Genomic DNA, 24,080 nt, shown 5'->3' with positions numbered 1-24,080 from the left:
GCGCAATACGCAATCGCGACCATACTTGCCTGTGCTTTTGAACCGTTCCCTCTGTTTTGGTACAGAGCCTTAAAACAAAAAGAGACCGACTCATGAAGTTCGAACCTTTTGTCAAAACGCTCATGGCGACCGGATTGGCGTTGAGTTGCCTGACGGCCCACGCGGCCTCCGTCGCCCCGGTCGCGGCCGAAAACGGCATGGTCGTCACCGCCCAGCATCTGGCCAGCCACGTCGGCGTCGATGTGCTCAAGAATGGCGGCAATGCCGTCGATGCCGCCGTTGCAGTGGGTTATGCGCTGGCGGTGGTGTACCCCGCGGCGGGTAACCTGGGCGGCGGCGGATTCATGACGATTCAATTGGCGGACGGGCGCAAGACCTTCCTCGACTTCCGTGAAAAAGCCCCGCTGGCCGCGACCCCCGACATGTACCTCGATAAAGAGGGCAACGTCATTCCGGAGCTGAGCACCCGCGGCCATCTTGCCGTTGGCGTTCCGGGCACCGTCTCGGGCATGGAACTGGCCCTGAAGAAATACGGTACTAAACCCCGCAAGGAAGTGATCGCCCCGGCCATCAAGCTTGCTGAAGACGGTTTTGTGCTGGAGCAGGGCGATGTCGACTTGCTGGAGTACGCTACCGATGTCTTCAAGAAAGACATGCGCGACTCGGGCTCGATTTTCCTGAGCAATGGCGAGCCGATGCAGGTGGGCCAGAAACTCGTACAAAAAGACTTGAGCAAAACCCTGCGGGAAATTTCCGAGAAGGGCGCCGACGGTTTCTATAAAGGCTGGGTGGCCGACGCCATTGTCACCTCCAGTCAGGCCAACAAGGGCATCATCACCCAGGCCGACCTCGACAAATACCAGACCCGGGAACTGGCGCCGATCGAGTGCGATTACCGTGGCTATCATGTGGTCTCGGCGCCACCGCCAAGCTCCGGTGGCGTGGTGATCTGCGAGATCATGAACATCCTCGATGGCTACCCGATGAAAGAGCTGGGCTTCCGCTCGGCGCAGGCGATGCATTACCAGATCGAAGCGATGCGCCACGCGTATGTGGACCGCAACAGCTACCTGGGCGACCCGGACTTCGTGAAGAACCCGATTGCCCATCTGCTGGATAAAAACTACGCGACCAAAATTCGTGAAGTCATCGATCCGCAGAAGGCCGGCGTGTCCCGCGAGATCAAACCCGGCGTGGCGCCTCATGAAGGCAGCAACACCACCCATTACTCGATCGTCGACAAATGGGGCAATGCGGTGTCGGTGACCTACACCCTCAACGACTGGTTCGGTGCCGGCGTGATGGCGAGCAAAACCGGGGTCATCCTCAACGATGAAATGGACGACTTCACCTCGAAAATCGGCGTGCCGAATATGTACGGTCTGGTGCAGGGCGAAGCCAACGCCATCGCCCCCGGCAAGGCGCCGCTGTCGTCCATGAGCCCGACCATTGTCACCAAGGACGGCAAGGTCGTGATGGTCGTCGGTACCCCCGGTGGCAGCCGCATCATCACCGCGACCCTGCTGACCATCCTCAACGTGATCGACTACGGCATGAACATCCAGGAAGCGGTGGATGCGCCGCGTTTCCACCAGCAATGGCTGCCGGAAGAAACCAACCTTGAGAATTTCGCCACCAGCCCGGACACCAGGAAGATGCTCGAAAGCTGGGGGCACAAATTTGCCGGGCCGCAGGACCCCAACCATATCGCAGCTATTCTGGTAGGTGCGCCTTCGCTGGAAGGCAAGCCCGTGGGCAAGAACCGCTTCTATGGCGCGAACGATCCACGGCGTAATACCGGGTTGTCACTCGGTTACTGAAACAGGCGATCAGCGGCCACTTCCGCTCCCTGGGTGGCCCCGATCCCCGTAGCAGCTGCCGAGCCCTCGAGGCTGCGTTCGACTGCGAAGCAGTCGTAAAATCGGCAGCCGTGTTTATTCAGACAAGCCGGCATTTGCTGGTTCGCGACCGCTTCGCGCTCGAACGCAGCCTCGCAAGCTCGACAGCTGCTACAGCTCGACAATTGCTACATGAAGAAGGGAGTTGAAATCCGTCTCCGAGCCACCGACTTATCAAGGAAGGAAGCCATGAGCACCGCACTCCTGATCATCGATGTCCAACGCGCGCTGTGCACCGGCGATGATGAATGCTTCGACATCCAGCGCGTCATCGGCACCATCAACGAGCTCAGCACCAAAGCCCGAACCGCCAATATACCGGTCATCCTGATTCAGCATGAAGAAGAGGGCAACCTGCTGGAATACGGCGGCGAAGGCTGGCAACTGGCCGAGGGTCTGAAGACTTCACCCCAAGACCTGCGCGTGCGCAAAACCAACCCGGATTCGTTTTACCAGACCCGCTTGCATGAACATCTGCAAGAGCTGGAGGCCGACCGCCTGATCATCTGTGGCCTGCAAACCGACTACTGCATCAACACCACCGTTCGCCAGGCGCATCAATTGGGTTATGACGTTGTGCTGGTGGCCGACGCCCATTCCACTATCAGCAATGGCGCGATGAGCGCCGAAGACATCATCGCCGAACACAACAAGGATCTGGCGCACCTGACCGGCTCCGTAGCGCGGATCGACGTAATGCCGGCCAGGGAAATAAAACTCTGAAACAGCGCCAACTCCCCGGCGGGGGAGCTTGCATGCCAGGGCTGGACGCATTCGCTACGCCTGTGGCATGGTCAAAAAAATACGCCATGCAGCGAACAGGATCAGAACATGGGGGAGGGTGGTGAGGTGGGCGCCAAGACGTCAATGGCAACCCTGCAAGCGTTCAACCTTTGCATCTTGCACCTGGGGCGTCTTGCCCGAGATCGCGGTGCCTCCCGCTTCATCACCGACGGTCTGCAGGCGTTCAGCCAACTGGTGCCCTTCGCTTCGGCCTGGTGGGGCGAGATGTCTGCGCCGGGTGTCGATATTTCGACCAGAAACTGGATGCACGGGCGAATCAATCTGCCTGAGTCGTTTACCGCCGAGTGGCACACCTGTGCGCACAACGACAAATTCTCCGATGACACCATCAGTCGGCCCGGTGAGGTCGTGCGCGACAGCGGCTTCACCGACCCCAATGAAGACGTGAATGAGTTCGCTCGGCGCCACGACCTCTATTACCTGATGTGCATCACCTTCGAATTACCCGAAAGCGGCTTGATGTTCTTCGTCTGCCTCTACCGAGGCAGGGATGCCTGGGCGTTCAACGACAACGAGGCCGATCTGTTTTCGGCCTTCTGCGAACACCTGTTGCAGCTGTGGCGATTCCAGGTGCAGGACATGATCCGCTTCGACACGGGTAACGGCGCGTCGGACTTTGGCGTCGCGCGCATGGACGGCAGTTTGCTGTATGTGGGAGCAACGCTGTGTGCCGCCATTGAGCGTGAGTTACCCGGCTGGAACGGTTCGATGCTTCCCGCGCAAGTGATCGCGCAACTGCCAAAGGCGCCCTGCGTCATGCGCCTGGGCCGCTGCGCCCTGACACTGAGCCCTAACGCCGAGCACGTCATCCTGTCGCTCGAAGCCCAATCGCGCGGGGCAATGCTGGCGCCACGCGAGCGAACGGCAGCGATGCTGTTCGCCGCCGGCCATTCCTACAAGGAAATTGCCAAAATCCTCGAGTTGAGCCCTGCGACAGTGCGAACCTACCTGCGCAATTGCTACCTGCAACTGGGGGTGAAGAGCAAGGTGGAACTGGGGTCGGTGCTGCGTTCAGCGACCTCGCTTGCGGATACGCCGCGCCGCGATTAAATCCGCCTACAACGCGCGCCCTGTAGGAGCGAGGCTGCCCGCGAAGGCGTCAGGTCTGGCACACCGCGTTATCGTTCTTCGCGGGCAAGCCTCGGGGGATTTCTAAGGTGTATTGATTTTATCCAGCACCCGGTTCGCGGTGATCTCCGCCACCATGATGCTGTTTGAAATGCCCAGCAGGGCGTAGCGCGACTCACCCTCCAGATGATCCACCAACTGATGGACCATCACATCGACAGAAGCCAGCGTCTCGACCAAAAAAACCGCCAGGGTTTCGGCCGTGGCTTCTGGATCCACGGCAAACATCTTGCTGGGTTTACGCTCGGTGGCTTTGATGTCGGCATTCGATGGGAAGTGGAAGTCGAGGGCGCGCTCGGCGGCCTCATTGAGCTTTTTTGAATCGGGTTCGTATGGGGAGATCGGATCGGCGTCTGGTGGGTTTGGCGTTACCTTGAACATATTTACGTCTCCAACAATATGGAGCCATCACCGAATCGCTGCTAAACGAAGGTGGCAGCTGTGTGCAGGTTAGCAGACCGGCGGAGACGAATCCGGCGCGCCCGAGGGCGCCCTGCGCACAGCTACCATAAAGTGCAGGCATGAAATGACCTGACTGTCTGGATGCAAATACGCTTCGTCACGACGGGCTGCTAAACCCGATCACTGATGAGCAGTGACACGAATCAAGTTACCGAGTGACCCCAAAGCGCACAAGCCGGCGGATTCTGGTGCAGCCGTAGGCAACGGCGCAAGGTTTTGTAGCTTGCAGGAAGTAACTTTCAGATCTTTTAAACAAGCCTCTTCGGCCTATGTTGAATGTGCCACCGTCTTCGCAAGCAATCCCGTTCCCACAGGCTCCGGCGCTCTGCAGATCGGACGCCGGTTACTTAATTGCTCACCCCCTCCTCATTTGTAGAGGTCCATCCGACGCTTGCGCCCTATAGGGTAGGCCTGCACATCAGAGGCTTGCGACCGTCTGTTCGGCCACTTCCCGGGCGGGGCCAAGGCGCCGTTCGTTGGGCTCGATCCACAGGCGTTGTCACAAGCGTCCACATCCCGAATCGCCCGATAAAAACAAGAGAGTGTTCCGATGCGACTATTCGTTCCCAACCTGTTGGCCGCAGCCCTGGCCCTTTCCTCGGCGCAGGCCATGGCCGCTGCTGATCTTGTGCTGTTCAACGGCAAGGTCTTTACCGCCGAACCCGGTCAAGGGCTGGTTCAGGCCGTGGCGGTGCAAGACGGCAAGATACTTAAAGTGGGCAGCGATGCCGAGATCAACGCCTTGGCCGATGCCCAGACGCAACGAATCGATCTGGCGGGCAAAGTACTGATGCCTGGAATGATCGATACCCATAGCCACCCGATCGTTGCGGCCTTCAACAGCCAAGGCGCCAACCTGCTGGATGAATTAAAGCCGTTGCCGGAGCTCGAGCAATGGGTGATCGAGCAGGATGAAACGGGGCGTGCACGGGCCGGTGACGTGATCAGCATTAGCGGGGTGAGTTCGGCCTATTGGGAGAAAAGCCGCGAACTCGGTCAGCGTTTCAATCAGGGACGCTGGGCGGACCAACCGGTGGTTCTCAGCGGGATTGACGGGCATACCGGATGGGCCAACAACGCGATGCTCAAGCGTCTGAAGATCGACGCGGCATTGGTAAAAGGTCTGTCGGAACAGGATCGCAGCTTCGTGGGCCACGAAGCGGACTTCACCCCCAACGGGTATTTTGCCGAGTCACGCTGGGACAAGGTACGCAGTCAAATCCCCGCCCCCGGCAACGAGGTCATGCTCAAGGCTGCCCGCGAGGCGGTGAAGGTCAATAACCAATATGGCGTTACCGCCTGGATGGACGCGGCAGCGAATGCCGGAAGTGGCGATTCGCTGCTCGATTTCCAGGCCACCGAGCAGAGTTACGGTGTTCTGCCGCTTTACCGCGAACTGGCGCAGAAGGGCGAACTCAATGCCCACGTCGCGGCGCTGCTGCTGGCTAACCCGAAAAGCCGGCCGGCCGATCTGGAGGTGCTGGCCAAGGTGATGAAGAAATTCGACGGTGTGCCCAACCTGAGCTTCCCTGGCATCAAGGTCTTCGCTGACGGCGTTCTGGAGTTTCCAGGGCAGACGGCCGCGGTGATCGTGCCCTTCAGCAACAGCCATAAAAACGGTCAGTTGCTGATCGACCCGGCGCACTTTGGTGAATTGGTGGTCGCGGCGGAAAAGCGTGACTGGATTGTGCACACCCATGCGGTCGGCGACCGTGCCGTACGTGAGTCGCTCAATGGTGTTGAATACGCGCGCAGGCTCAACCCGACACCGATGGCCCACAGCATCACGCACCTGCAACTGGTCAATCCCAAGGAGTTCCCACGCTTCAAACAGCTTGGCGTGATTGCTTCCATGCAGCTGCTGTGGGCCACCGGCGAGTCTTACACGGTGGAGTTGGTCAAACCGTATATCAGCGCGTTCGCTTACGGTTACCAGTATCCCGCCGGGTCCTTGCATAACGCCGGTGCGGTCATCGCCGGTGGCAGTGACTGGCCGGTGTCCAGCCCCAACCCGTGGAATGCCATCGCTCAGGCCAGCACCCGCAAAGGGCCGCTGGGTGTGTTGAATGCCAAGGAAAGCATTGATCGCCAGACCATGTTCTATGCCTACACCCTCAATGCCGCCAAAGCCCTGCGGCTGGAGCAACAGATTGGCTCGCTGGCGCCCGGCAAACAGGCCGATCTGATCATCCTCGACCGCGATGTGTTCAAGGTCAGCGACGATGAACTGTTCAACACCAAGGTCTTGAAGACGTTCTTCGCTGGCAAGCAGGTTTACGCCCCCGCGTCCTGACCCCTGACCGCTCGCCGGCAGCACCCAAAAAATAAATGCTCCGGCTCCTCGCATGACGAGGGGCCGGGCAACGCCGTGCCCGACATCACCCGCTGATCCATAAAAATAAGAGACCTGTATGAACGTACGCTCAGCATTGACCGTTGCCAGCCTTGTATTGGCGCCCCTGACCAGCCAGGCACTGACGCTTGACGATAACTTCAGCCTGGACATGACTCTGGGTGTTTTCAGTGACTATCGCTCCCGTGGCATTTCGCAAACCCTGGGGGACCCGGCGGTTCAGGCCGGCGCCACGCTGGTGCACAGCAGCGGCTTGTACATTGGTGCCTGGACCTCCAATGTCGATTTCGGCGGCCCCTACAAAACCCGGCAGGAACTCGAGTACTACGCGGGTTACTACTGGCAGGCGAGCGAAGCAATCAGTCTCGATCTGGGCTACATCAAGTACGACTATCCAAAAGAAGGCCAATTCAACATGAGTGAGGTCTACGCCATCCTTGACGTTTATGGCGTCAAGCTCAGCGCCAACTACTCAAACGATACGCCGAACTTCTTTGGCGAGGACCAGGACACTCTCTACACCTACCTCAGCTACAAAATCGAATTGCCGGCCGAGATCGGCCTGGACCTGCGCGTGGGTCGCAACGATGTCAAAGACCCGGCTTTCTGGTCCGCCAACGGTGAAAGTCGCGATGCCTACACCGAGTGGGAAGCCAAACTGACCCGTGATTTCGTCGGCGTGACCTGGGGCCTGAGCTACATCGATACCGACCTGTCGAAAAGCGAATGCGCGAGCTGGTACGGCTATGACGATCTGTGCACGGCCACCGTGGTCGCCAGTGCCAGCAAGGCCTTCTAAGCCCGCGTGCTCAAGCGTCTCCTATACTGATCCGCGTTGACAGGTTCAACACAGATCCTGAATGCCGCTGGTGCAGCAGCCAGCGGCTTCCCTACAACTCAGTAAGGAGAACGATCATGGCAATCCGTATTGGCGACGAAGCACCGGACTTTACTGCCGAAAGCACCGAAGGCCCGCTGCATTTCCACGAATGGATCGGGGACAAGTGGGCGATTCTGTTTTCGCATCCCAAGGATTTCACCCCGGTGTGCACCACTGAGCTTGGCTATATGGCAGGGCTCAAGCCAGAGTTCGATAAACGCAACACCAAGATCGTGGGGCTCAGCGTCGACCCTGTCAGTAATCACCAGAGCTGGGCCAAAGACATCGAAGAAACCCAGGGGCATGCAGTCAATTATCCGATGATCGGGGACGAGAACCTGGTGGTGGCGAAGCTCTACGACATGATTCATCCGAATGCCAGTGGCGGCGCACGGACTGCCGTGGACAACGCTACGGTGCGGTCGGTGTTCATCATCGGGCCGGACAAAAAGGTCAAGGCGATGCTGATCTATCCGATGAGTGCCGGACGCAACTTCGATGAAGTGCTGCGTCTGCTCGATTCTTTGCAACTGAACGCCAAGCACACCGTCGCCACCCCGGTGAACTGGCGCCCGGGCGAGGATGTGATCATTCCCACTTCGGTCTCCGACGAGGACGCCAGGAAGAAATATCCGGATGGCTTCAAGACGCTGAAACCTTATTTGCGCACGGTGGCGCAACCGAAGTAGCCGAGCTGTTGGGGAGCACAATTTGGCCCGCCAGGTGCCTTGCCTGGTGAGCCTCTTTCAGCCGCAACGATCTTTTTGTAGCAGCTGCCGAAGGCTGCGTTCGGCTGCGCAGCAGTCGTGAATCTGGCTGATGCGGTCTGCCTGACCCACACCGCGGTCTCTGATTCTACGACTGCTACGCAGCCGAACGCAGGCTTCGCCAGCTGCTACAGATCGCATCGGGGCTTAACTGACTGGTTCGCCCTCAAGCGCAAGTTCGCTAGGGTCGACCCCGCACATCCGGGCCAACACCTGAACCACCAGGGCATGATCCTCACGCTGGGGCAGCCCTGAAACGGTGACGGCGCCAATGCACCCCATGCCTTTGACCGATATCGGAAAGCTGCCACCATGATCGGCGTAATCACGCAGGGGCAAGCCCATCAAACTCTCGAGGGTATCGCCCTGAAGCTTGAAGGACAGGCCGGCGCGGTACGAGCTGAGTTCCATCAGTTCCACGACATTTCGCTTGCGTCGTGCCCAGTCGGCATGGCTGGCAGCGGTTCCCGGCATCGAGTAGAAAAACACGGTGTCCCGCGCCAGCCTGACCTCAATCGTGGCGGACACGCCTTGCTCCTCGCAGGCAGTTTTCAAACGGGTGCCCAAATCCCACGCCGTCGCTTTGTCGAAGCGTTCGAACTTCAGGGTTTCTTCCTGGAGTGCGATGCGTTGCAGGTCGGTTTTGATGTCCATGGTTTCTCCCTCATCCCTTTCGGGCGGTCGTACTGTTACGCACGGTTAATGTGAACGGCAGCACCACATGGCGGTCCGGGATGGGCTTTTTTTCGATGAGGGCGATCAGCATTTCAACGGCTTTTTGGCCAAAGATTTCGGCGGGTTGCGCGATGGTCGTCAACGCTGGATCACAGTAGGCCGCGAACGGAATGTCATCGAAACCGACCAACGAAATATCGTCAGGTACCCGCAAACCCTGTTGTTTGATGCGCTTCAACGCACCGATCGCCATTTCATCGTTCTCGCAAAAGAATGCGGTCGGACGGTCGGGCAATTCCAGCAGCATTGCCGCGCCATCAAAACCAGCTTGTAACGTGAAGTCGCCATGGCAGATCAATTGCGGATCCGGCTCGATACCGGCCTGGTGTAATGCATCTTCATAACCGGCCACACGGTCGCGTGTGAGCGGGCTGCTTTTCGGGCCTTTGATCAGGCCGATCCGGCGATGGCCCAGATCGATCAGATGCTCCGTCATGGCCTTGGCCGCCGCCCGGTTGTCGAGGCTGATGGTCGGATGCCGCCCGCCTTGAATCACTTCGCAGGCATTGACCAAGGGCAGTGATTCGCCATGGGGGAAGGGCGATTCAAAAGGGTCGTAGGCACGCAACTGAATCACGCCGTCGGCCTGGTGGGCGTACACCAGGGCAGCAAATTCGCGTTCGATTTCCTCGCGGCCCTGGGTGTCGCACAGCAGCAGTCGATAACCGGCCGCCTGCGCCGCCTGTTGGGCACCGCTGATCACCCGTGCGAAAAACGTGTTGGCAATGGCCGGGACCAGAATCACCAGGTTGCCGGTTCTGCGCGAACGAAACTGCACGGCCATGAGGTTCGGCCGGTAGCCGGCCTGTTCCACGGCTGCGTTGACCTTGTCCCGGGTGTCGGGGAGTACGCGTTCGGGCGACTTCAGCGTTCTGGACACGGTGGCCACCGAGACGCCGGCCAGCCGGGCTACTTCACGGATATTGGACAAGACAACCTCGTTATCGAACCGACAGATGTACACGTGGCCGGCGAGCTTACCGCAGTCCGGCCGTGCGCTGAAATGAGCTTCATTTTTAATCCCGGGTTTGACACTGGAAGTAACTGAGCCTAAATTTCCGGCATGATGTAACCGGTTACATCATAGTCAAACCTGGAGCGTTAATCCGCCCCGAACAAGAGAAAATTCGCGATGAATGGTGCAATGGCAAAAATAAGAATGGGGTTTGTCGGCGGCGGCGAGGGCGCCTTCATCGGCAAAGCCCACCGCCAGGCCGCCGGCCTCGATGGTCGTTTTGAACTGGTATGCGGCGCATTCAGCCGAGACGCCCGCAACAATCAGAACACCGGCGCCGCGCTGGGATTGTCCGCGTCACGCTGCTACAGCGACTGGCAACAGCTGCTGGACAACGAGCGCGCACTGCCTGTCGACCAGCGCATGGAGCTGTTGGTCATCGTCACCCCCAATCACTTGCACGCGCCGATCGCCAGCCAGGCCCTGAGCGCGGGTTTTCATGTGTTCAGCGAAAAGCCCGCGGCACTGAATCTGTCCGAGCTGCTGGCGCTCAAGGCCGTGGTGAAAAGCAGCGACCGCCTCTACGGATTGGCCCACACGTATCTGGGTTACCCGATGGTCTGGCAGGCGCGCAAGATGGTGCGTACCGGCGTGATCGGCGCGGTGCGCAAGGTCATCGTCGAGTACCCGCAGGGCTGGCTGAGCCGGGACGTGGCCGGGCAGGGCAACAAGCAGGCGAGTTGGCGCGATCAGCCCGAACAGTCCGGGTTGGGCGGTTGCATTGGCGACATCGGCACCCATGCCTTTTCACTGGCCGAATTCGTCGCGGACCAACCCATCGAGCAGGTGTGCGCAACCTTGGGTTCGCACGTCGCCGGGCGGCAACTGGACGATGACGCGGCGATGCTGTTCAAAATGGCCGCCGGGGCCAGCGGGGTGTTGATCGCCAGCCAGGTCTGCGCCGGCGAAGAGAACCCGTTGAAGATTCGCGTCTATGGCGACAAGGGCGGGCTGGAATGGCGTCAGGAAGAGCCCGCAAGCCTGGTCCATCGCTCCCTCGATCAACCGTTGAGCATCCTTCGTTCCGGTATCGGCCAGCCCTGGTTGTGCGAGGCCGCCAGCCAGCGCATGCGTTTGCCGGCCGGGCATCCCGAAGGTTATCTCGAGGCCATGGCCAATCTCTATGGTGATTTCGCCACTGCGATCCGCAGCAACATTGAAGGCAACGATGCGCCGGGCGTGCCGGGCATCGAGGTCGGGTTGCGTGGCATGGCGTTCATCGAGGCTGTGATTGCCAATCATCGCGGCGACGCGAAGTGGACCCCACTGGTCTGCAACCCATGAATCCGGAGAACCCTCCCGTGAACCAAACCTCCCCAGCACCGGCAGGCCTGCGCGGCCCGGGCATTTTTCTCGCGCAGTTCATGTCCGCCGAAGCGCCTTTCGACACGCTCGCCAACATTGCCCGTTGGGCCGCGGCGCAGGGTTACAAAGCCATTCAATTGCCGACCCTGGGCACGCAGTACATCGACCTGGCGCGCGCCGCCGACAGTCAGGATTACTGTGACGAATTGAAAGCCGTCTGCGCCCAGGCCGGTGTCGAAATCAGCGAACTGTCGACGCATCTGCAGGGGCAACTGGTGGCGGTGCATCCGGCGTTCGATACATTGTTCGATGACTTTGCCCCCGAACATTTACGCGGTCAGCCTCAGGCCCGCACCGAGTGGGCCATCGATCAATTGAAGCTCGCCGCGCGCGCCAGCCAACGCTTGGGGCTGAAGGCGCACGCGACGTTTTCCGGTGCGCTGCTGTGGCCCTATGTCTACCCGTGGCCGCAACGCCCGAGCGGGCTGGTGGAGCAGGGTTTTGCCGAACTGGCCAGGCGCTGGATGCCGATCCTCGATTGTTTTGAAGAAGCCGGCGTCGACCTCTGCTACGAGATCCATCCCGGCGAAGACCTGCATGACGGCGCCTCGTTCGAGCGTTTCCTTGAGGCCGTCGATCACCATCCGCGCGCTGCGATCCTCTACGACCCGAGCCATCTGCTGCTTCAGCAAATGGACTATCTGGGCTTCATCGATCGTTACCACGAGCGCATCCGCATGTTCCACGTCAAGGACGCCGAGTTCCGGCCCGATGCCCGTTCGGGTGTCTACGGCGGCTATCAAGGCTGGGTCGAACGGCCTGGCCGCTTCCGTTCCCTGGGCGACGGGCAGATCGATTTCAAGTCGATTTTCAGCAAGTTAACGCAGTACGACTTTGCCGGCTGGGCGGTTCTGGAATGGGAGTGTTGCCTGAAGGATTCGCAACAGGGCGCCGCAGAAGGCGCGGCCTTCATCCGCCAGCACATGATCAGCAAAACCCGCAAGGCGTTTGACGATTTCGCCAGCGTGGCGTCCGACGAGCGTTTCAATCGACGGTTATTGGGTTTGCCCGACGCCTGAAAAATCTGTTCTTTCTCCCCTCAAAAAAAACAATAAGACGGTGATTGATATGACCATGATGAGTGCGCGATTAAGCGTAATGATGTTCCTGCAGTTCTTTATCTGGGGTGGATGGTTCGTGACCCTCGGTACTTTCCTCTCCAGTAACCTTGGGGCCAGCGGCGGGCAGATCGGCATGGCGTTCTCGACGCAGTCCTGGGGGGCGATCATCGCGCCGTTTGTGATCGGTTTGATTGCTGACCGCTACTTCAATGCCGAGCGCATTCTTGCGGTGTTGCATCTGATCGGCGCGGTGCTGCTGTTACAGCTCTATCGAGCGCCTGACTTCAGTGGGTTTTACCCGTTTGTGCTGGCTTACATGATGATCTACATGCCGACGCTGGCACTGGTGAATTCGGTGGCGTTCCGGCAGATGCGCGACCCGGCCCTGGAGTTCTCGCGGATCCGGGTGTGGGGCACCATCGGCTGGATTGTGGCGGGCGTGGTGATCAGCTTTGTGTTTGCCTGGGATTCGCAACAAGCGATTTCATCCGGTGGCTTGCGCAATACGTTTCTGATGTCGGCCATCGCCTCATTCGTGCTGGGCATCTACAGCTTCAGCCTGCCGCGCACCGCGCCGCTCAAACCTGAGCCGGGCAGTGTCGGCTTGAAGCAGATGCTGGGGCTGGACGCCTTGGGTTTGTTGAAGGACCGCAGTTACCTGGTGTTCTTCATCGCCTCCATTTTGATCTGCATTCCATTGGCGTTTTATTACCAGAACGCCAACCCGTTTCTGGCGGAAATCGGTGTGACCAATCCAACCGCCAAGATGGCGATCGGGCAAGTCTCGGAAGTGCTGTTCATGTTGCTCCTGCCGCTGTTCATCCAGCGTTTCGGCATCAAGATCGCGCTGTTGGTGGGAATGCTGGCGTGGGCGTTGCGCTACCTGTTATTCGCCTACGGCAACAACGGCGACCTCGCGTTCATGTTGTTCACCGGCATCGCCCTGCACGGCATCTGCTACGACTTCTTCTTTGTTTCGGGGCAGATCTACACCGATGCCAAAGCCTCGCAGCGTTTCAGAAGTTCCGCGCAAGGGTTGATTACGCTTGCGACGTACGGCTTGGGCATGCTGATTGGCTTTTGGGTGGCCGGGGCGGTCACCGATCACTATGCGTCGGCTGACAGCCATGACTGGAAAAGCATCTGGCTGTTCCCGGCAGGGTTCGCGCTGGCGATATTTTTCTGTTTCTCGCTGGCCTTCAAAGGGCGGCAAAGTGTGGCAGCGTCGTCGAGTATTTGAATCATGCCCGAATACCGGCGGAACCGGTGGGCGCGGGCTTGTCCGCGATGGAGGTGGGTCAGGCGACATCAATGTTGATTGTGCCGCCGTCTTGCGAGCGCTTTTCGTAGGCGCCAGGCTTGCCGGCGAAGGCGAGCTGAAGGACGCCTTCGCCGGCAAGCCTGGCTCCTACGAGTGTTGCGATTAGCCGACTGGTATTTCAGGGGTTATGGAACGCCTCAAGGCGCACCAAACAGCATCGTCCAATAAACACCTTTATCGCTGCGCGAATCGGCTGCGTAGGCTGCGCCCACTTGGGTAAACATCGGGTTCATCAGGTTGGCGCAATGGCCGGGGCTGGCCAGCCAGCTGGCCATCGCCTTGTTCGGTGAACCTTGCCCGGCGGCGATGTTTTCGCCGATCTGCCGGCCTCGATAGCCGGCGGCTCTGGCCCGATCCAACGGCATATCACCGTCGGGATCGCGGTGGGCGAAGTAGTTGCCATAGGCCATCGCCTTGCTGTGGCCTTGCGCAGCGGCGCCCAGAGCGGCATTCCAGGTCAACGGTCGTGCGGCGGCAAAGCGTTGGCGCCCGCACATGCGTGGCTTGGCCCGTGCCGCGTTGACCTGTGCCAGCAACGTCTTGCCCGCCGCTCGCGAATCACCGGCACGGCCGTCTAATACCGGTTGCGCCAGCACGATCTGCCATTCGCTGCGGGTGCGAGTGACGCCGATGTCGGCGAATTGGGTATCGAGCAGCGCCCCGCAATAGTCGCTCTCAAGCAGGTCAAACGCCTCTTCGGCATCTTGTGCGCCGACCACGCGAATGGAGCGCACCGTCACTGCCTGGTAGCCGTTGGCCTTCAAGGCATTGCGCAAACCGCCACCATAGCCGACCGGCAAAGCCAGGTTCGATTTCAGGGACAGTGGCCGCAACGGCTTGCCCGTACGCCCTGCGCAGCGATCGGGATCGGCGCGGTAATCGTTGATGACTTCCACCAGTTGCCGCTCTCCACTCGCATGGGCGGGGCTGGCGAGCAGTGGAAGCAAAGGCATCAGGCACAGCGAGATAAAGCGACAGCGGCGGACGGTTGGGCGCATGAACGAACAACTCTGATGAGATGACGACAATAAAGTGGGATAGGGACGAGCAATGACCGAACGAGTGCTTCGCAGGCGAGCATTTTTACGGCACGGCTAAGACTGCGGGCCTGAAGACTGGTTCACGAGCGCAGGAGACAAATTTAGCGGTGTCGCCGTGGAGTTGATTCAGGCTTGCACTGGTCTCGCTGGCTGGTACCGTACTGACTTCATCCAGGTGGTACAGGGACATGACAAAAACCGGGAGTCGCAAGGATTGGGTCAAGCACTCGACTCAGCCATTGAAGATGGAACGCATCGAAGCCTTTTTTGGTGGCCATGGGTTTACGCCACATCGTCACGACACCTACGCCATCGGGCGAACGCTGTCGGGTGTACAAAGTTTTCAGTACCGCAACACCAAACGTCACAGCCTGCCCGGCAAAACCATAGTTTTGCATCCCGACGAGGTGCATGACGGGGAAGCCGGTACTGAAGCGGGTTTTCATTATCGGATGATCTACATTGAACCCGCTTTGATTCAGCAAGTGTTAGGCGGCAAGCCCTTGCCCTTCATCGAGGGTGGTCTATCAAGCGACCCACGGCTTTATGCGGCGACCCAGGTGCTGCTGCAAAACCTCGACGCTTGCATCGAGCCCCTGGAAGAAGACGATGCCATTTACGATCTCGCGCAGGCGCTGGATGTGACCTCAGGGCGCCGTGGAGGGCGCAAGTCATTTGACTTTGTAGCGGCTGAACGTGCCCGTGCGCTGATTCATGAGTCGCTGGATCGCGTCATCACCCTGGAGGCGTTAGCGCAGGCCAGTGGTCGCGACCGCTGGAGCCTGAGCCGTGATTTTCGTGTGCTGTACGGTACCAGCCCCTACCGCTACATGACGCAACGACGGCTCGATCTGGCAAGAGCGCTAATGTTCGCGGGGCACTCGATGGCAGAGGCGGCCGTCTGCGCAGGCTTTTTCGATCAAAGCCACATGACGCGTCAATTCGTCCAGAGCTATGGCGTCTCACCCGGTCGATGGATGAAACGGCTGGGCCTGGTCTAAGGGCGCTCGACTTGCACAATCATGCAATACGCAGTGCTGATTCTCTCCTAAAGTCAGGGCTCTTTTTGGCTAGTGAGGACGACTCAAATGCATTCCCGACCCGGCGTCACAACCTGCACCGCGATTAACTTTGCCGAAAAATTTGCGTTGTTCAGCGAGCAATGGGCGCCCAAAGTCATTGCCGAAATGAACGACTACCAGTTCAAGGTGGTGAAAATCGAAGGGGACTTTGTCTGGCATTCCCATGTCGACACCGATGAAACCTTCATCGTCCTTGAGGGCGAGCTTCGTATTGATTTTCGAGAGGGCGCCGTGGTGGTCAGGCAGGGAGAAATGTACGTCGTCCCCAAGGGCGTCGAACACAAGCCTTATGCTGAGCGAGAGGTGAAAATGTTACTGATCGAGCCGCGCGGCGTGCTGAATACCGGTGATCAGGACGGAGAAAGAACCGCCATCAACGATGTCTGGGTTTAGCCTCTGTCGGCATGTCTTCCAGCAAGCATTGTCATTCGCTGAATCAAACCATTAGCGGCGTTTTCGTTGAAAAGGTTCGATGGTAGATGGCGAAGTGCCTCTCGTCGGAAGACAACGCGGCTATTTCGCGCTTTTCAGCTATTCTTCCGGCATCAGGATGGTGCCATTACGTACTGGCACACAATGCGCAGGGAAGGGAAGACAAAATGGATGATGTGCATTGCGTGCAGGTTATCGCTGTCACGGGCGGTAAAGGTGGCGTGGGCAAGACAACGGTGGCGGTCAATCTTTCGTTGGCGCTGGCAAAAATGGGGCGGCGCGTTGTATTGCTCGACGCGGATCTGGGCCTGGCGAATATCGATATTCTGCTGGGGCTGACGCCGCGCTATACGCTGGCTGATGTGATCGAAGGGCGTTGCGAGCTGTCCGAGGCGCTGTTGCCTGGGCCTGGCGGCATTCGTGTTGCTCCGGCCTCTTCGGGCTTGCAGAGCATGACTCATCTGGAAGCGGCGCAATACCGTGCGCTGATCCAGTCCTTTAGCGATATTGGCGACAAGCTGGATGTGCTGGTGATCGATACCGCCGCCGGTATTGGTGGTTCAGTGGTCAACTTCATCCGCGCGGCCCAGGAAGTGATGGTGGTCGTGTGCGATGAACCGACCTCGATCAGCGGCGCCTACGGGCTGATCAAACTGCTCAACCTGAACCACGGTCTGCATCGTTTTCGGGTGTTGGTCAACATGACCGGCAGTCCGGCGGAAGGCCGCAATCTGTTTGCCAAGCTGGAAAAGATTACCGACATGTTCCTGGATGTCTCGCTGCAATACGTCGGCGCGATACCCAACGATGAATGTGCGCACAAAGCGGTGCAGAAGGGGCGTGCGGTGTTTGAAGCTTTTCCCCGTTCCAAATGCGCCCAGGCCTTCCAGGCCCTGGCTCGCAACGTCGACACCTGGCCATTGCCGACGCATCCGAGAGGGCATGTGGAGTTTTTTGTCGAGCAACTGGTGCAGAATTCGGGTAGGTGAGACGCAAGGATGCACAAGGCGTGATGAATTTAAGCCGCGGCGCAGTTCTTGTGTAGCAGCTGCCGAGCTCCAGCGAGGCTGCGTTCGGCTGCGAAGCAGTCGTTAATCCGGCTGACACACGCAGCCTCGCTGGAGCTCGACAGCTGCTACGGATCGCATTACGGCTTTACTGACTTAGTGTCCACAGCCTCAAATCACGATTTGTAGCCAATCTGGCGCAACAGATTCTTGCGCCAAAGAATGTCTTCATCACCTTCAATGTCTTTGGCACAGAAGCCATCCACCACGCCCAGAATCCCGCGTCCCTGTTTCGTCTCAGCGAGAATCACCTCGGTGGGATTGGCCGTCGCACAAAAAATCCGGCACACCTCCGGCACCATTTTGATGGTGTTCAACACGTTCAGCGGATAAAAACCGTCGCCCAGGAAAATGATGAAGCTATGGCCCGCGGCAATGGCTTGCGCGTTTTTCTGCGCAAGTTCGATCATGGCGGTATCGGTGCCGGACCATCGCACCAGGCATTTGCCGGAGGCTTCACAAAAAGCCACGCCAAACTGAATACCTGGCACGGCATTGACCAACGCTTCATGGAGATCCTCGACGGACTTGATGAAATGCGTCTGGCCCAAAATGAAGTTCGTCGCTTCTGGCTTGTCGATTTTCAACGTGATGAGTTGCATGGCAAACGCCTCCTTTCACGATGCTGCGGGCCTGGTCTGGCCGTTGATCAAGCCGGGACGGTGTCTTGCTCCGCTGGCGGTGGCTCTGTGGAGACGCGAACATCCCCCAGTTTCCTTATCGTCGACTTGGGCAAGGTCGGTGCATCAAGCAGAATCGAATCAATGCGCTTGCGGATATCCAAAACGATTGGGCCCAGGATCGCTTCGTCTTTGCCGCTGGCGATTTCGTCCTGAATCTCACGCGATATCGCCCCGAGTTTCTCGGCGGTTTCTTTGTGCCCGGCAGCCCGGGTGTCAAAGTTCAGGAAGGTCTGAACCGAACTCAACACCAGAGTCAGAAGTGACAGCACGCCGGCCAGGTATTGGAGCCATACGGGCGAGGAGTCACTGATCGAGCCAAAGACACTGGCGCTGACGATCGCCGACAGCACCACGCAGGGGATGCCCAGTTTCCAGCTGAATTTCTCGAAATCCCGGGCGCTGATTTCGTGTTCAATCTGCAACCGGACAATCATGCGATTCCATTTGGTCAGTAGCTCGAGCCGGCTCATGGTTGCAGTCCTTGGCAGAGGGGATTCAGGGGAATATTAGCTTCTATTTGCCCGCTTGGTCAGGGTTCAGAGACAGGACGCAGCTGAGACGCCGGGCCTTCTTCCTCTCGCAGTTGTCGGCTCATGTCGTCGCAGCTCTGGGACCAGGCTGTCAGCCACGGCGACATCTGGGGTGATTGTTCAGCCAACCCCAGTTCCCGGACAAATTCGGCAGGTGGCACCGTGCCTTTGGCCGCGCGAAATAGCCCCCGCATCATGACGACGCCGACTACCCGTCCTTTACTCACAAAGCGGTGTTCCATAAAGCTCCACTTATCGTCCCAGCCAAGTATTCGGGTATGAATCTCGAACGATTCGAACAACTTCAGCTCCCGCCGAAACTTGCCCCAGGTATCCCCGACGATCGGCACCGCCCTGTGACGCAGGGCTACGCGATAGGCACCGCTGCGCAGGACGAAGTCCATGCGACCCACGTCGGCCAGGGTGAAATAGCGGCCATTGGTGACGTGCCGATTGAGGTCCAGATCGAGCGGCCAGACGCGCATGCGGATGACGGTGGTGGCCAAGGCGTCAACGGGCTTGCGCCATGGGCGACGAAACAGCATGAGGAACAGTCGAAACCAGAGGTTCATTAGTCGTCCGAGGGCGAGGGTAGATCGGTGCACTTTAGGACGAGGAATGCCCGCGAGGTAGGTGCACAAATGACTTTTTTCAGGTGAAAAGCGCAATTGGATCATTCGTGTGCGTGGCCGTCATTTCAGCGGTGCCCGCCAACCGGTATTCCGCTCAGGAATGCCCTCATAAAAATCATGCATTTTCTTTATGGCTTGGGAAGTCGTAGCGTGTCTGCTCACCCTATGGAGATGTCCTCGTGAATGATTCCCGCCTGCGCCTGTACGTTGATGCTCAATTCACCAGCCCCTATGCCATGTCGGTTTTCGTGGCCCTTCGCGAAAAGGGCATCGAGTTCGAACTGAGCCCGTTGGACCTGGACGCGTTCGAAAACCAGACAGAAAACTATGCCAGCCTCTCGCTGACCCAGCGTGTACCAACGCTGGTGCATGGCGATTTTGCCCTGTCTGAATCGTCGGCGATCACTGAATACCTGGAAGATGTTTTTCCGCAGACGCCGGTTTACCCGCAAGAACAGAGGCAGCGCGCCAAGGCACGACAAATCCAGGCGTGGCTGCGCAGTGACCTGCTGCCCATCCGGCAGGAACGTTCCACACTGGTGGTGTTTTATGGCCTCAAATCAGGGCCCTTGTCGCCCGCTGCCGAATCAGCCACGCGCAAGCTGATCGATGCCGCACAAGCGCTACTGGCTGACGGCCGCGAGTATTTGTTCGGGCAATGGTCGATCGCCGATGTGGATCTGGCCGTGATGCTCAACCGGCTGATACTCAACGGTGACGCCGTGCCCCGCGCGCTGGTGGAATACGCCCAGCGTCAATGGCAGCGGCCTGCGGTGCAGGAGTGGGTCAAACTGCAACGTCCTGCGCTGTAACGGTGTGAGGTCAGGTCAAATGCGCTCAATAAACTGCATGATGACCTGATTGACGACCTCAGGATGCGTAATGGGCCCCATATGGCCGAGCCCCTCGAGTTCCACCACTTCAACGTTCGGCAGTGCGCCGGTCAACAGCCGCGCCACTGCCCGTGAGGAAGCCGGCGAATCCTTGCCGACCATGAAAAGCACGGGCAGGTTGAGCGAGCGAAACGCCTGTAATGGCGTCGGCTCGTTCAGCAATGCGTGAGCCCAGCCTTGCACATTGGCCACGGCGGCGGCGATGGAGGGCTTGCGTTGTTCCGGGGTTTGCTCCCAGGCGCCGGCACCCATCCAGTAGTCAATGAAGTGCCGGGCCGCTGCGTTCAGGTTACCCGCCTCAACTGCCAGCCCGGCGTTTGCGACGACTTCACGAATGGCATCCGCCTCATTGGGTGGCGGCGATTCAGCCTCGATCAGGGCAAACAAGGTGGGCTCATACAAAGCCATGGCGCGCACCCGGCCGGGGTTCTGCAATGCCGCGATCAACGCCACAGCACCACCATAAGAATGACCGATCAGAATGAGCGGTTCGCCGGCACGGGCGAGCACCGGTTCGGCGAAGCGCGCTTCTTCACTGAGGGTGACGATCCGATCGGTGGGCCACGCCGGGCTCTTGCCGGCGCCAAACGAATCGAGCGCCAGGACCCGAAACTTTGCGGCCAGTTGATCTTGCAGTTCACGCCACTGCACCGAATGACTCGCGTTGGCGTGAAAGCAGACAACGCCCGGGCCTTTGCCCGAGTCCCGAAAAAAGGGTTCGACGGGTTTCATTCTGCCGCTCCTGCAACGACGCTAATGGCACAAGGAGAGTTATAGATTAGCTTCAAGGCTTCGATGTCGCAGCCAGTCATGATGAAATAGCCGCCCGCTTTTGCTGTCAGCCACACCTGATTTGGAGCTCCGCATGAAAAACGCCGTTGTCCTTGCCTTCGCCTGGATGCTCAGTACCGGTTTATTCAGCACGCCAGCAGAAGCGGCGGGGGATGCTGAGGCCGGTCAGAAACTGTTTAACCGCATTTGCGGCGGCTGTCATCAAGTGGGGACATCGGCACGAGGCTCCTTTGGTCCACAACTCAATGCCATTTTTGGGCGCCCGGCGGGAAGCACGACGGACTACCAATATTCATCCGCGATGAAATCATCCGGCATCGTCTGGACCGGCGAAACCCTTGCCGCATACATCGAAGCGCCAAAAGAAGTGGTTCCCGGAACCCGGATGATTTTCTGGGGCCTCAGCGATCCGCAGAAGATCGAAAACCTGTTGGCCTACCTTCAGACATTTCAGCCGCAATAATCGGTGTGTGTAATCAACCCGTTTCTGGATGCGTATAAAGTCTGTACAATTGATATCAATGAGCCACTTCATCCGTTAAAGTAGGCACCGCCCGAGAGACGGATCCCGGGTATTTCTAATGGAGTGACTCAGTGAATTACCTCAGCAAAGTCGTTGCCGTAGCCCTGTTCGGTCTGGTTCTGGCGGGTTGCACCGGCACCCCGATGAAAACTCAGCAGTACGACAGCAACCAGTACACCGTTGTCGGCCACAGTGAAGCGACCGCCACTGGCCTCCTGCTGTTCGGCCTCATCCCGATTCAGCAGAACAACCGTTTCATCCGCGCCCAGAATGCCGCAATCAAAGCCCGTGGCGGCGACGCAATGATCAACACCCAGGTGCAGGAAAACTGGTTCTGGGCTTGGGTCCTGACCGGTTACACCACCACAATCTCTGGTGATGTGGTCAAGCTGAAAACCGTTCAGTAAGCGCAGCGCTTTGCCTGACTGACGAATGTGTTTTCACATGATGAGCCCGGTTTTTACCGGGCTTTTTCGTCAGGGTTGCAGGTAACCGTCAAGGCTTTTACCAGTTGTCCCATGCCGGGAACTCCGCTCCATCGATGTTCTTCTACCGACAGTAAACGGCCGAAGAATAAGGAGACGGGCCATGACCGTTCATGAACCCTTTACCCGGCAGGCATTGGCTGAGCTGCTGGCGTTCGACGCACAACCCAGTCTTTCGCTGTATATGCCGACCCATCGGATACTTGCGGAGCGCGCTCAGGATCCGATTCGCTACAAAAACCTGGTCCGACAGTTGCAGTCGCTGCTGCAAGAGCGGTATCCGCAACAGGATCCCAAGCCACTGATCGAGCCGTTTCTGGCCTTGGAAAAAGATCCGTCATTCTGGCGTTCCAATGGCGATGGCATCGCTGTATTCGGCACCCGGGATTATTTCAAAGTCATCAGCGTGCACCAGCCGCTGCCCGAAGGTGCTTTCGTCCAATCCCATCCTGTCCTCAAGCCGCTGCTACGTCTGGAGCCGTCCCTGGAGCGTTACCAGGTGTTGTGCCTGACCCGCGATGAGGTCTGGATGTATGAAGGCTCTTCCCGGCAACTGGACAAAATCGAACTGGCGCCACAAGTGCCACGCAATCAGAACGATGCGCTGGGCAGCGAGCTGACTCCAAGCAATCAGCAAGGATTTCCGGGAGGGCACGGCAGAAGCGGCGAGCGCGGCGATTCGATGACGCACGAGTCTGCCGGCGGCGGTAAGCAAGACGAAATCAACCTGGACCGGGAACGGTTTTTCCGTGCGGTCGACAAGGCCATCGAAGAACATCATTCCCAGCCCTCGGGATTGCCGATGCTGCTGGTGGCATTGCCTGAAAATCAGGCGGTGTTCAGGGCTGTCAGCCATAACCAGCAGCTCTTGCCCAAGGGCATCAATAACGATCCATCGCTTTCAAGCGTCGAAGAACTCAGGACGCAATGCGCCAGGTTGATTCAGGATATTCACGAAGATCGACTCATTGATGCCTTGAATCGCTACGGTATAGCGGTGGGTCAGGGGCTTGCCGGAGCGCGTCTGGCCGATATCGCCCACGCGGCCTTCGACGGCCGCGTTGAACTGCTGTTGGTGGAAGCAGACCGACAAATCCCCGGTACGCTGGACAAGGACAACGGCACGTTGATTCTCGATAACAGCGGCAGCAAGGGCGCCCCGGATGTGCTTGAGGAGTTGATTCTTCTGGTGCTTCGCCAAGGCGGTGAAGTGGTGATGCTTCCTCCAGAACACGTCATGCCAACCGGCACCGGAGCCGCTGCGGTACTCCGTTTCTGACGCCGGTGCCTGGAACGGCGGAAACCGCTTGTGGCGAGCGAGCTTGCTCGCGCTGGGCTGCGTAGTGGCCCCAAAAAGTCCGACAGTAAATGCCGATTTTTGTGAGTGCTACGCACTCAAGCGGGAGCAAGCTCCCTCGCCACAGGTTTCTCACTGATCGCACCTCACGCCCATGCTTTTCCGAGCTCCTCCAGACCTGCGTCCTGCAGGTTCTGCGCACTCATGACCACTCGGAATTTGCAGTTGGCCTGGAAGTTGAGAAAGAAGGGTTCTGCATAGCCAGGAATTTCGGAAGGGTCTTCTATATCGATCAGAAAAATCCCGCTTCGCATTCCATCCTGCTCGGTGAAATAAGTCGCCTCCGGCTTAATGGTTTCCAGCACGCGGTTCATGATTTCGCCGATTTTCCCGGACCTGACAAGCGCGTTGAAAGGCTCATGGGGAAACTCGACCATCAGTAGCATTTTCATTATTCGTACTCTGTTGAAGTGACGTGCTCCTTACCCGGATCCTTACTCCTGACGAAGTTGCCGCCAGCGGTGCGTTCGGCAGAGCCAGCGGGTGTGGTTAAGCATAGCGAAGGGTTCGAAGCTGCCGGGGCAGGGGTTACGGACGGTCGTTTCGGTTCATCGGGCTGATGAATCCGCCTGCAAATCCTCGATGAAGGAAAACCGGACCCGGTGGCCTGGCCTTTAATGATTCAGGGGCAAAAAAACCATGAAAAAACCCGGCTGATGAGGCCGGGTTTTTTGGTTGAGTGTTGCGTAGAGCGACTTATTCATGCAGTACGGTTCTCGATCAAATGATCCGAACCACCTTCAGCAACGCGGTTCTCGATCAGACGATCCGAACC

The 24,080-nt window shown here is 58.6% G+C and carries 25 protein-coding genes; 16 read left to right on the top strand and 9 right to left on the bottom strand.

The annotated features are described in order from the left end of the window. Window positions 1-92: 92 nt before the first annotated feature. From ggt to BZL43_RS06365, 3 genes are all read left to right on the top strand, one after another. Window positions 93-1,820, top strand: coding sequence for a gamma-glutamyltransferase (gene ggt, locus BZL43_RS06375; protein ID WP_095631524.1), 1,728 nt, complete (start codon window positions 93-95; stop codon window positions 1,818-1,820). 267 nt (window positions 1,821-2,087) lie between these two features. Then, entirely contained in the window at window positions 2,088-2,621 is a 534-nt protein-coding gene (locus BZL43_RS06370) for a cysteine hydrolase family protein (RefSeq protein WP_095631523.1), read from the top strand. Window positions 2,622-2,729: 108 nt separating this feature from the next. Further along, window positions 2,730-3,752, top strand: a complete 1,023-nt coding sequence (locus BZL43_RS06365) for a helix-turn-helix transcriptional regulator (protein WP_095631522.1) — start codon at window positions 2,730-2,732, stop codon at window positions 3,750-3,752. 102 nt (window positions 3,753-3,854) lie between these two features. Here BZL43_RS06365 and BZL43_RS06360 read toward each other — a convergent pair whose 3' ends face one another. Beyond that, a complete protein-coding gene (locus BZL43_RS06360; RefSeq protein ID WP_095631521.1) occupies window positions 3,855-4,211 on the bottom strand; it encodes a DUF6124 family protein in 357 nt (118 codons plus the stop codon). A 631-nt stretch (window positions 4,212-4,842) separates the two neighbouring features. On the opposite strand from BZL43_RS06360, the gene BZL43_RS06355 reads away from it, so the two are divergent. The 3 genes from BZL43_RS06355 to BZL43_RS06345 all read left to right on the top strand — a co-directional run bounded on the left by BZL43_RS06355 (window position 4,843) and on the right by BZL43_RS06345 (window position 8,214). Further along, window positions 4,843-6,585: an amidohydrolase gene (locus BZL43_RS06355; RefSeq protein WP_095631520.1), complete on the top strand. Its 1,743-nt coding sequence runs from the start codon at window positions 4,843-4,845 to the stop codon at window positions 6,583-6,585. A 118-nt stretch (window positions 6,586-6,703) separates the two neighbouring features. Continuing rightward, complete coding sequence (locus BZL43_RS06350) at window positions 6,704-7,444, top strand: TorF family putative porin (protein ID WP_095631519.1); 741 nt, start codon at window positions 6,704-6,706, stop codon at window positions 7,442-7,444. A 116-nt stretch (window positions 7,445-7,560) separates the two neighbouring features. Continuing rightward, on the top strand, window positions 7,561-8,214 hold the full coding sequence (locus tag BZL43_RS06345; protein ID WP_095631518.1) for a peroxiredoxin: 654 nt from the start codon (window positions 7,561-7,563) through the stop codon (window positions 8,212-8,214). A 225-nt stretch (window positions 8,215-8,439) separates the two neighbouring features. Here the strand turns inward: BZL43_RS06345 and BZL43_RS06340 are convergent, their stop codons facing one another. Continuing rightward, the gene (locus tag BZL43_RS06340; RefSeq protein ID WP_095631517.1) at window positions 8,440-8,946 is read right to left on the bottom strand and encodes a heme-degrading domain-containing protein; all 507 of its coding nucleotides are present in this window, start codon (window positions 8,944-8,946) and stop codon (window positions 8,440-8,442) included. 10 nt (window positions 8,947-8,956) lie between these two features. Then, on the bottom strand, window positions 8,957-9,958 hold the full coding sequence (locus tag BZL43_RS06335; protein WP_095631516.1) for a LacI family DNA-binding transcriptional regulator: 1,002 nt from the start codon (window positions 9,956-9,958) through the stop codon (window positions 8,957-8,959). Between the two features lie 201 nt (window positions 9,959-10,159). On the opposite strand from BZL43_RS06335, the gene BZL43_RS06330 reads away from it, so the two are divergent. Genes BZL43_RS06330 through BZL43_RS06320 form a run of 3 tightly spaced genes read left to right on the top strand, consistent with a single transcriptional unit; the run spans window position 10,160 to window position 13,708 of the window. Beyond that, the gene (locus BZL43_RS06330) at window positions 10,160-11,326 is read left to right on the top strand and encodes a Gfo/Idh/MocA family protein (protein WP_371916202.1); all 1,167 of its coding nucleotides are present in this window, start codon (window positions 10,160-10,162) and stop codon (window positions 11,324-11,326) included. Beyond that, on the top strand, window positions 11,323-12,426 hold the full coding sequence (locus BZL43_RS06325; RefSeq protein WP_095631515.1) for a sugar phosphate isomerase/epimerase: 1,104 nt from the start codon (window positions 11,323-11,325) through the stop codon (window positions 12,424-12,426). Before BZL43_RS06330 ends, BZL43_RS06325 begins: the two co-directional genes overlap by 4 nt. Before the next feature lie 49 nt (window positions 12,427-12,475). Further along, window positions 12,476-13,708 carry a nucleoside permease gene (locus BZL43_RS06320; protein WP_095631514.1) on the top strand — a complete coding sequence of 411 codons (1,233 nt, stop codon included), beginning with the start codon at window positions 12,476-12,478 and terminating at the stop codon, window positions 13,706-13,708. A gap of 218 nt (window positions 13,709-13,926) precedes the next feature. Here BZL43_RS06320 and BZL43_RS06315 read toward each other — a convergent pair whose 3' ends face one another. After that, window positions 13,927-14,787, bottom strand: coding sequence for a CAP domain-containing protein (locus BZL43_RS06315; RefSeq protein ID WP_095631513.1), 861 nt, complete (start codon window positions 14,785-14,787; stop codon window positions 13,927-13,929). Window positions 14,788-15,017: 230 nt separating this feature from the next. Between BZL43_RS06315 and BZL43_RS06310 the strand changes: the two genes are divergently transcribed. The 3 genes from BZL43_RS06310 (at window position 15,018) to BZL43_RS06300 (ending at window position 17,332) form a co-directional block, all read left to right on the top strand. Then, the gene (locus BZL43_RS06310; RefSeq protein WP_095631512.1) at window positions 15,018-15,830 is read left to right on the top strand and encodes an AraC family transcriptional regulator; all 813 of its coding nucleotides are present in this window, start codon (window positions 15,018-15,020) and stop codon (window positions 15,828-15,830) included. Between the two features lie 87 nt (window positions 15,831-15,917). Then, window positions 15,918-16,304: a cupin domain-containing protein gene (locus tag BZL43_RS06305; RefSeq protein WP_095631511.1), complete on the top strand. Its 387-nt coding sequence runs from the start codon at window positions 15,918-15,920 to the stop codon at window positions 16,302-16,304. Window positions 16,305-16,510: 206 nt separating this feature from the next. Beyond that, on the top strand, window positions 16,511-17,332 hold the full coding sequence (locus tag BZL43_RS06300) for a MinD/ParA family protein (RefSeq protein WP_095631510.1): 822 nt from the start codon (window positions 16,511-16,513) through the stop codon (window positions 17,330-17,332). Between the two features lie 194 nt (window positions 17,333-17,526). Here the strand turns inward: BZL43_RS06300 and BZL43_RS06295 are convergent, their stop codons facing one another. From BZL43_RS06295 to BZL43_RS06285, 3 genes are read right to left on the bottom strand one after another with little or no spacing between them, the layout of a single operon-like run. After that, on the bottom strand, window positions 17,527-18,012 hold the full coding sequence (locus tag BZL43_RS06295; protein WP_095631509.1) for an adenosine-specific kinase: 486 nt from the start codon (window positions 18,010-18,012) through the stop codon (window positions 17,527-17,529). A 47-nt stretch (window positions 18,013-18,059) separates the two neighbouring features. Next, a complete protein-coding gene (locus BZL43_RS06290) occupies window positions 18,060-18,563 on the bottom strand; it encodes a DUF4231 domain-containing protein (protein ID WP_095631508.1) in 504 nt (167 codons plus the stop codon). 59 nt (window positions 18,564-18,622) lie between these two features. Beyond that, on the bottom strand, window positions 18,623-19,195 hold the full coding sequence (locus BZL43_RS06285) for a thioesterase family protein (RefSeq protein ID WP_095631507.1): 573 nt from the start codon (window positions 19,193-19,195) through the stop codon (window positions 18,623-18,625). A gap of 239 nt (window positions 19,196-19,434) precedes the next feature. On the opposite strand from BZL43_RS06285, the gene yfcF reads away from it, so the two are divergent. Then, window positions 19,435-20,067, top strand: a complete 633-nt coding sequence (yfcF, locus tag BZL43_RS06280) for a glutathione transferase (protein WP_095631506.1) — start codon at window positions 19,435-19,437, stop codon at window positions 20,065-20,067. Window positions 20,068-20,082: 15 nt separating this feature from the next. Here the strand turns inward: yfcF and BZL43_RS06275 are convergent, their stop codons facing one another. Beyond that, complete coding sequence (locus BZL43_RS06275) at window positions 20,083-20,880, bottom strand: alpha/beta fold hydrolase (RefSeq protein WP_095631505.1); 798 nt, start codon at window positions 20,878-20,880, stop codon at window positions 20,083-20,085. Window positions 20,881-21,013: 133 nt separating this feature from the next. Here BZL43_RS06275 and BZL43_RS06270 point away from each other — a divergent pair, with 133 nt between their 5' ends. The 3 genes from BZL43_RS06270 to BZL43_RS06260 all read left to right on the top strand — a co-directional run bounded on the left by BZL43_RS06270 (window position 21,014) and on the right by BZL43_RS06260 (window position 23,227). Continuing rightward, window positions 21,014-21,403 (top strand): cytochrome c family protein, encoded by a 390-nt coding sequence (locus BZL43_RS06270; RefSeq protein WP_095631504.1) that lies wholly within the window; start codon window positions 21,014-21,016, stop codon window positions 21,401-21,403. Window positions 21,404-21,534: 131 nt separating this feature from the next. Further along, on the top strand, window positions 21,535-21,870 hold the full coding sequence (locus tag BZL43_RS06265) for a hypothetical protein (RefSeq protein WP_050683375.1): 336 nt from the start codon (window positions 21,535-21,537) through the stop codon (window positions 21,868-21,870). 181 nt (window positions 21,871-22,051) lie between these two features. Then, the gene (locus BZL43_RS06260) at window positions 22,052-23,227 is read left to right on the top strand and encodes a hypothetical protein (protein ID WP_095631503.1); all 1,176 of its coding nucleotides are present in this window, start codon (window positions 22,052-22,054) and stop codon (window positions 23,225-23,227) included. 164 nt (window positions 23,228-23,391) lie between these two features. Here the strand turns inward: BZL43_RS06260 and BZL43_RS06255 are convergent, their stop codons facing one another. Then, window positions 23,392-23,697, bottom strand: a complete 306-nt coding sequence (locus BZL43_RS06255) for a panthothenate synthetase (RefSeq protein WP_095631502.1) — start codon at window positions 23,695-23,697, stop codon at window positions 23,392-23,394. Window positions 23,698-24,080: the final 383 nt, after the last annotated feature.

This window comes from Pseudomonas sp. PICF141, from assembly GCF_002286815.1.
Taxonomy (GTDB): Bacteria; Pseudomonadota; Gammaproteobacteria; order Pseudomonadales; family Pseudomonadaceae; genus Aquipseudomonas.
The sequence above is the reverse complement of the archived record's forward strand: the minus strand, read 5'-3'. Positions and strand labels throughout refer to the sequence as shown.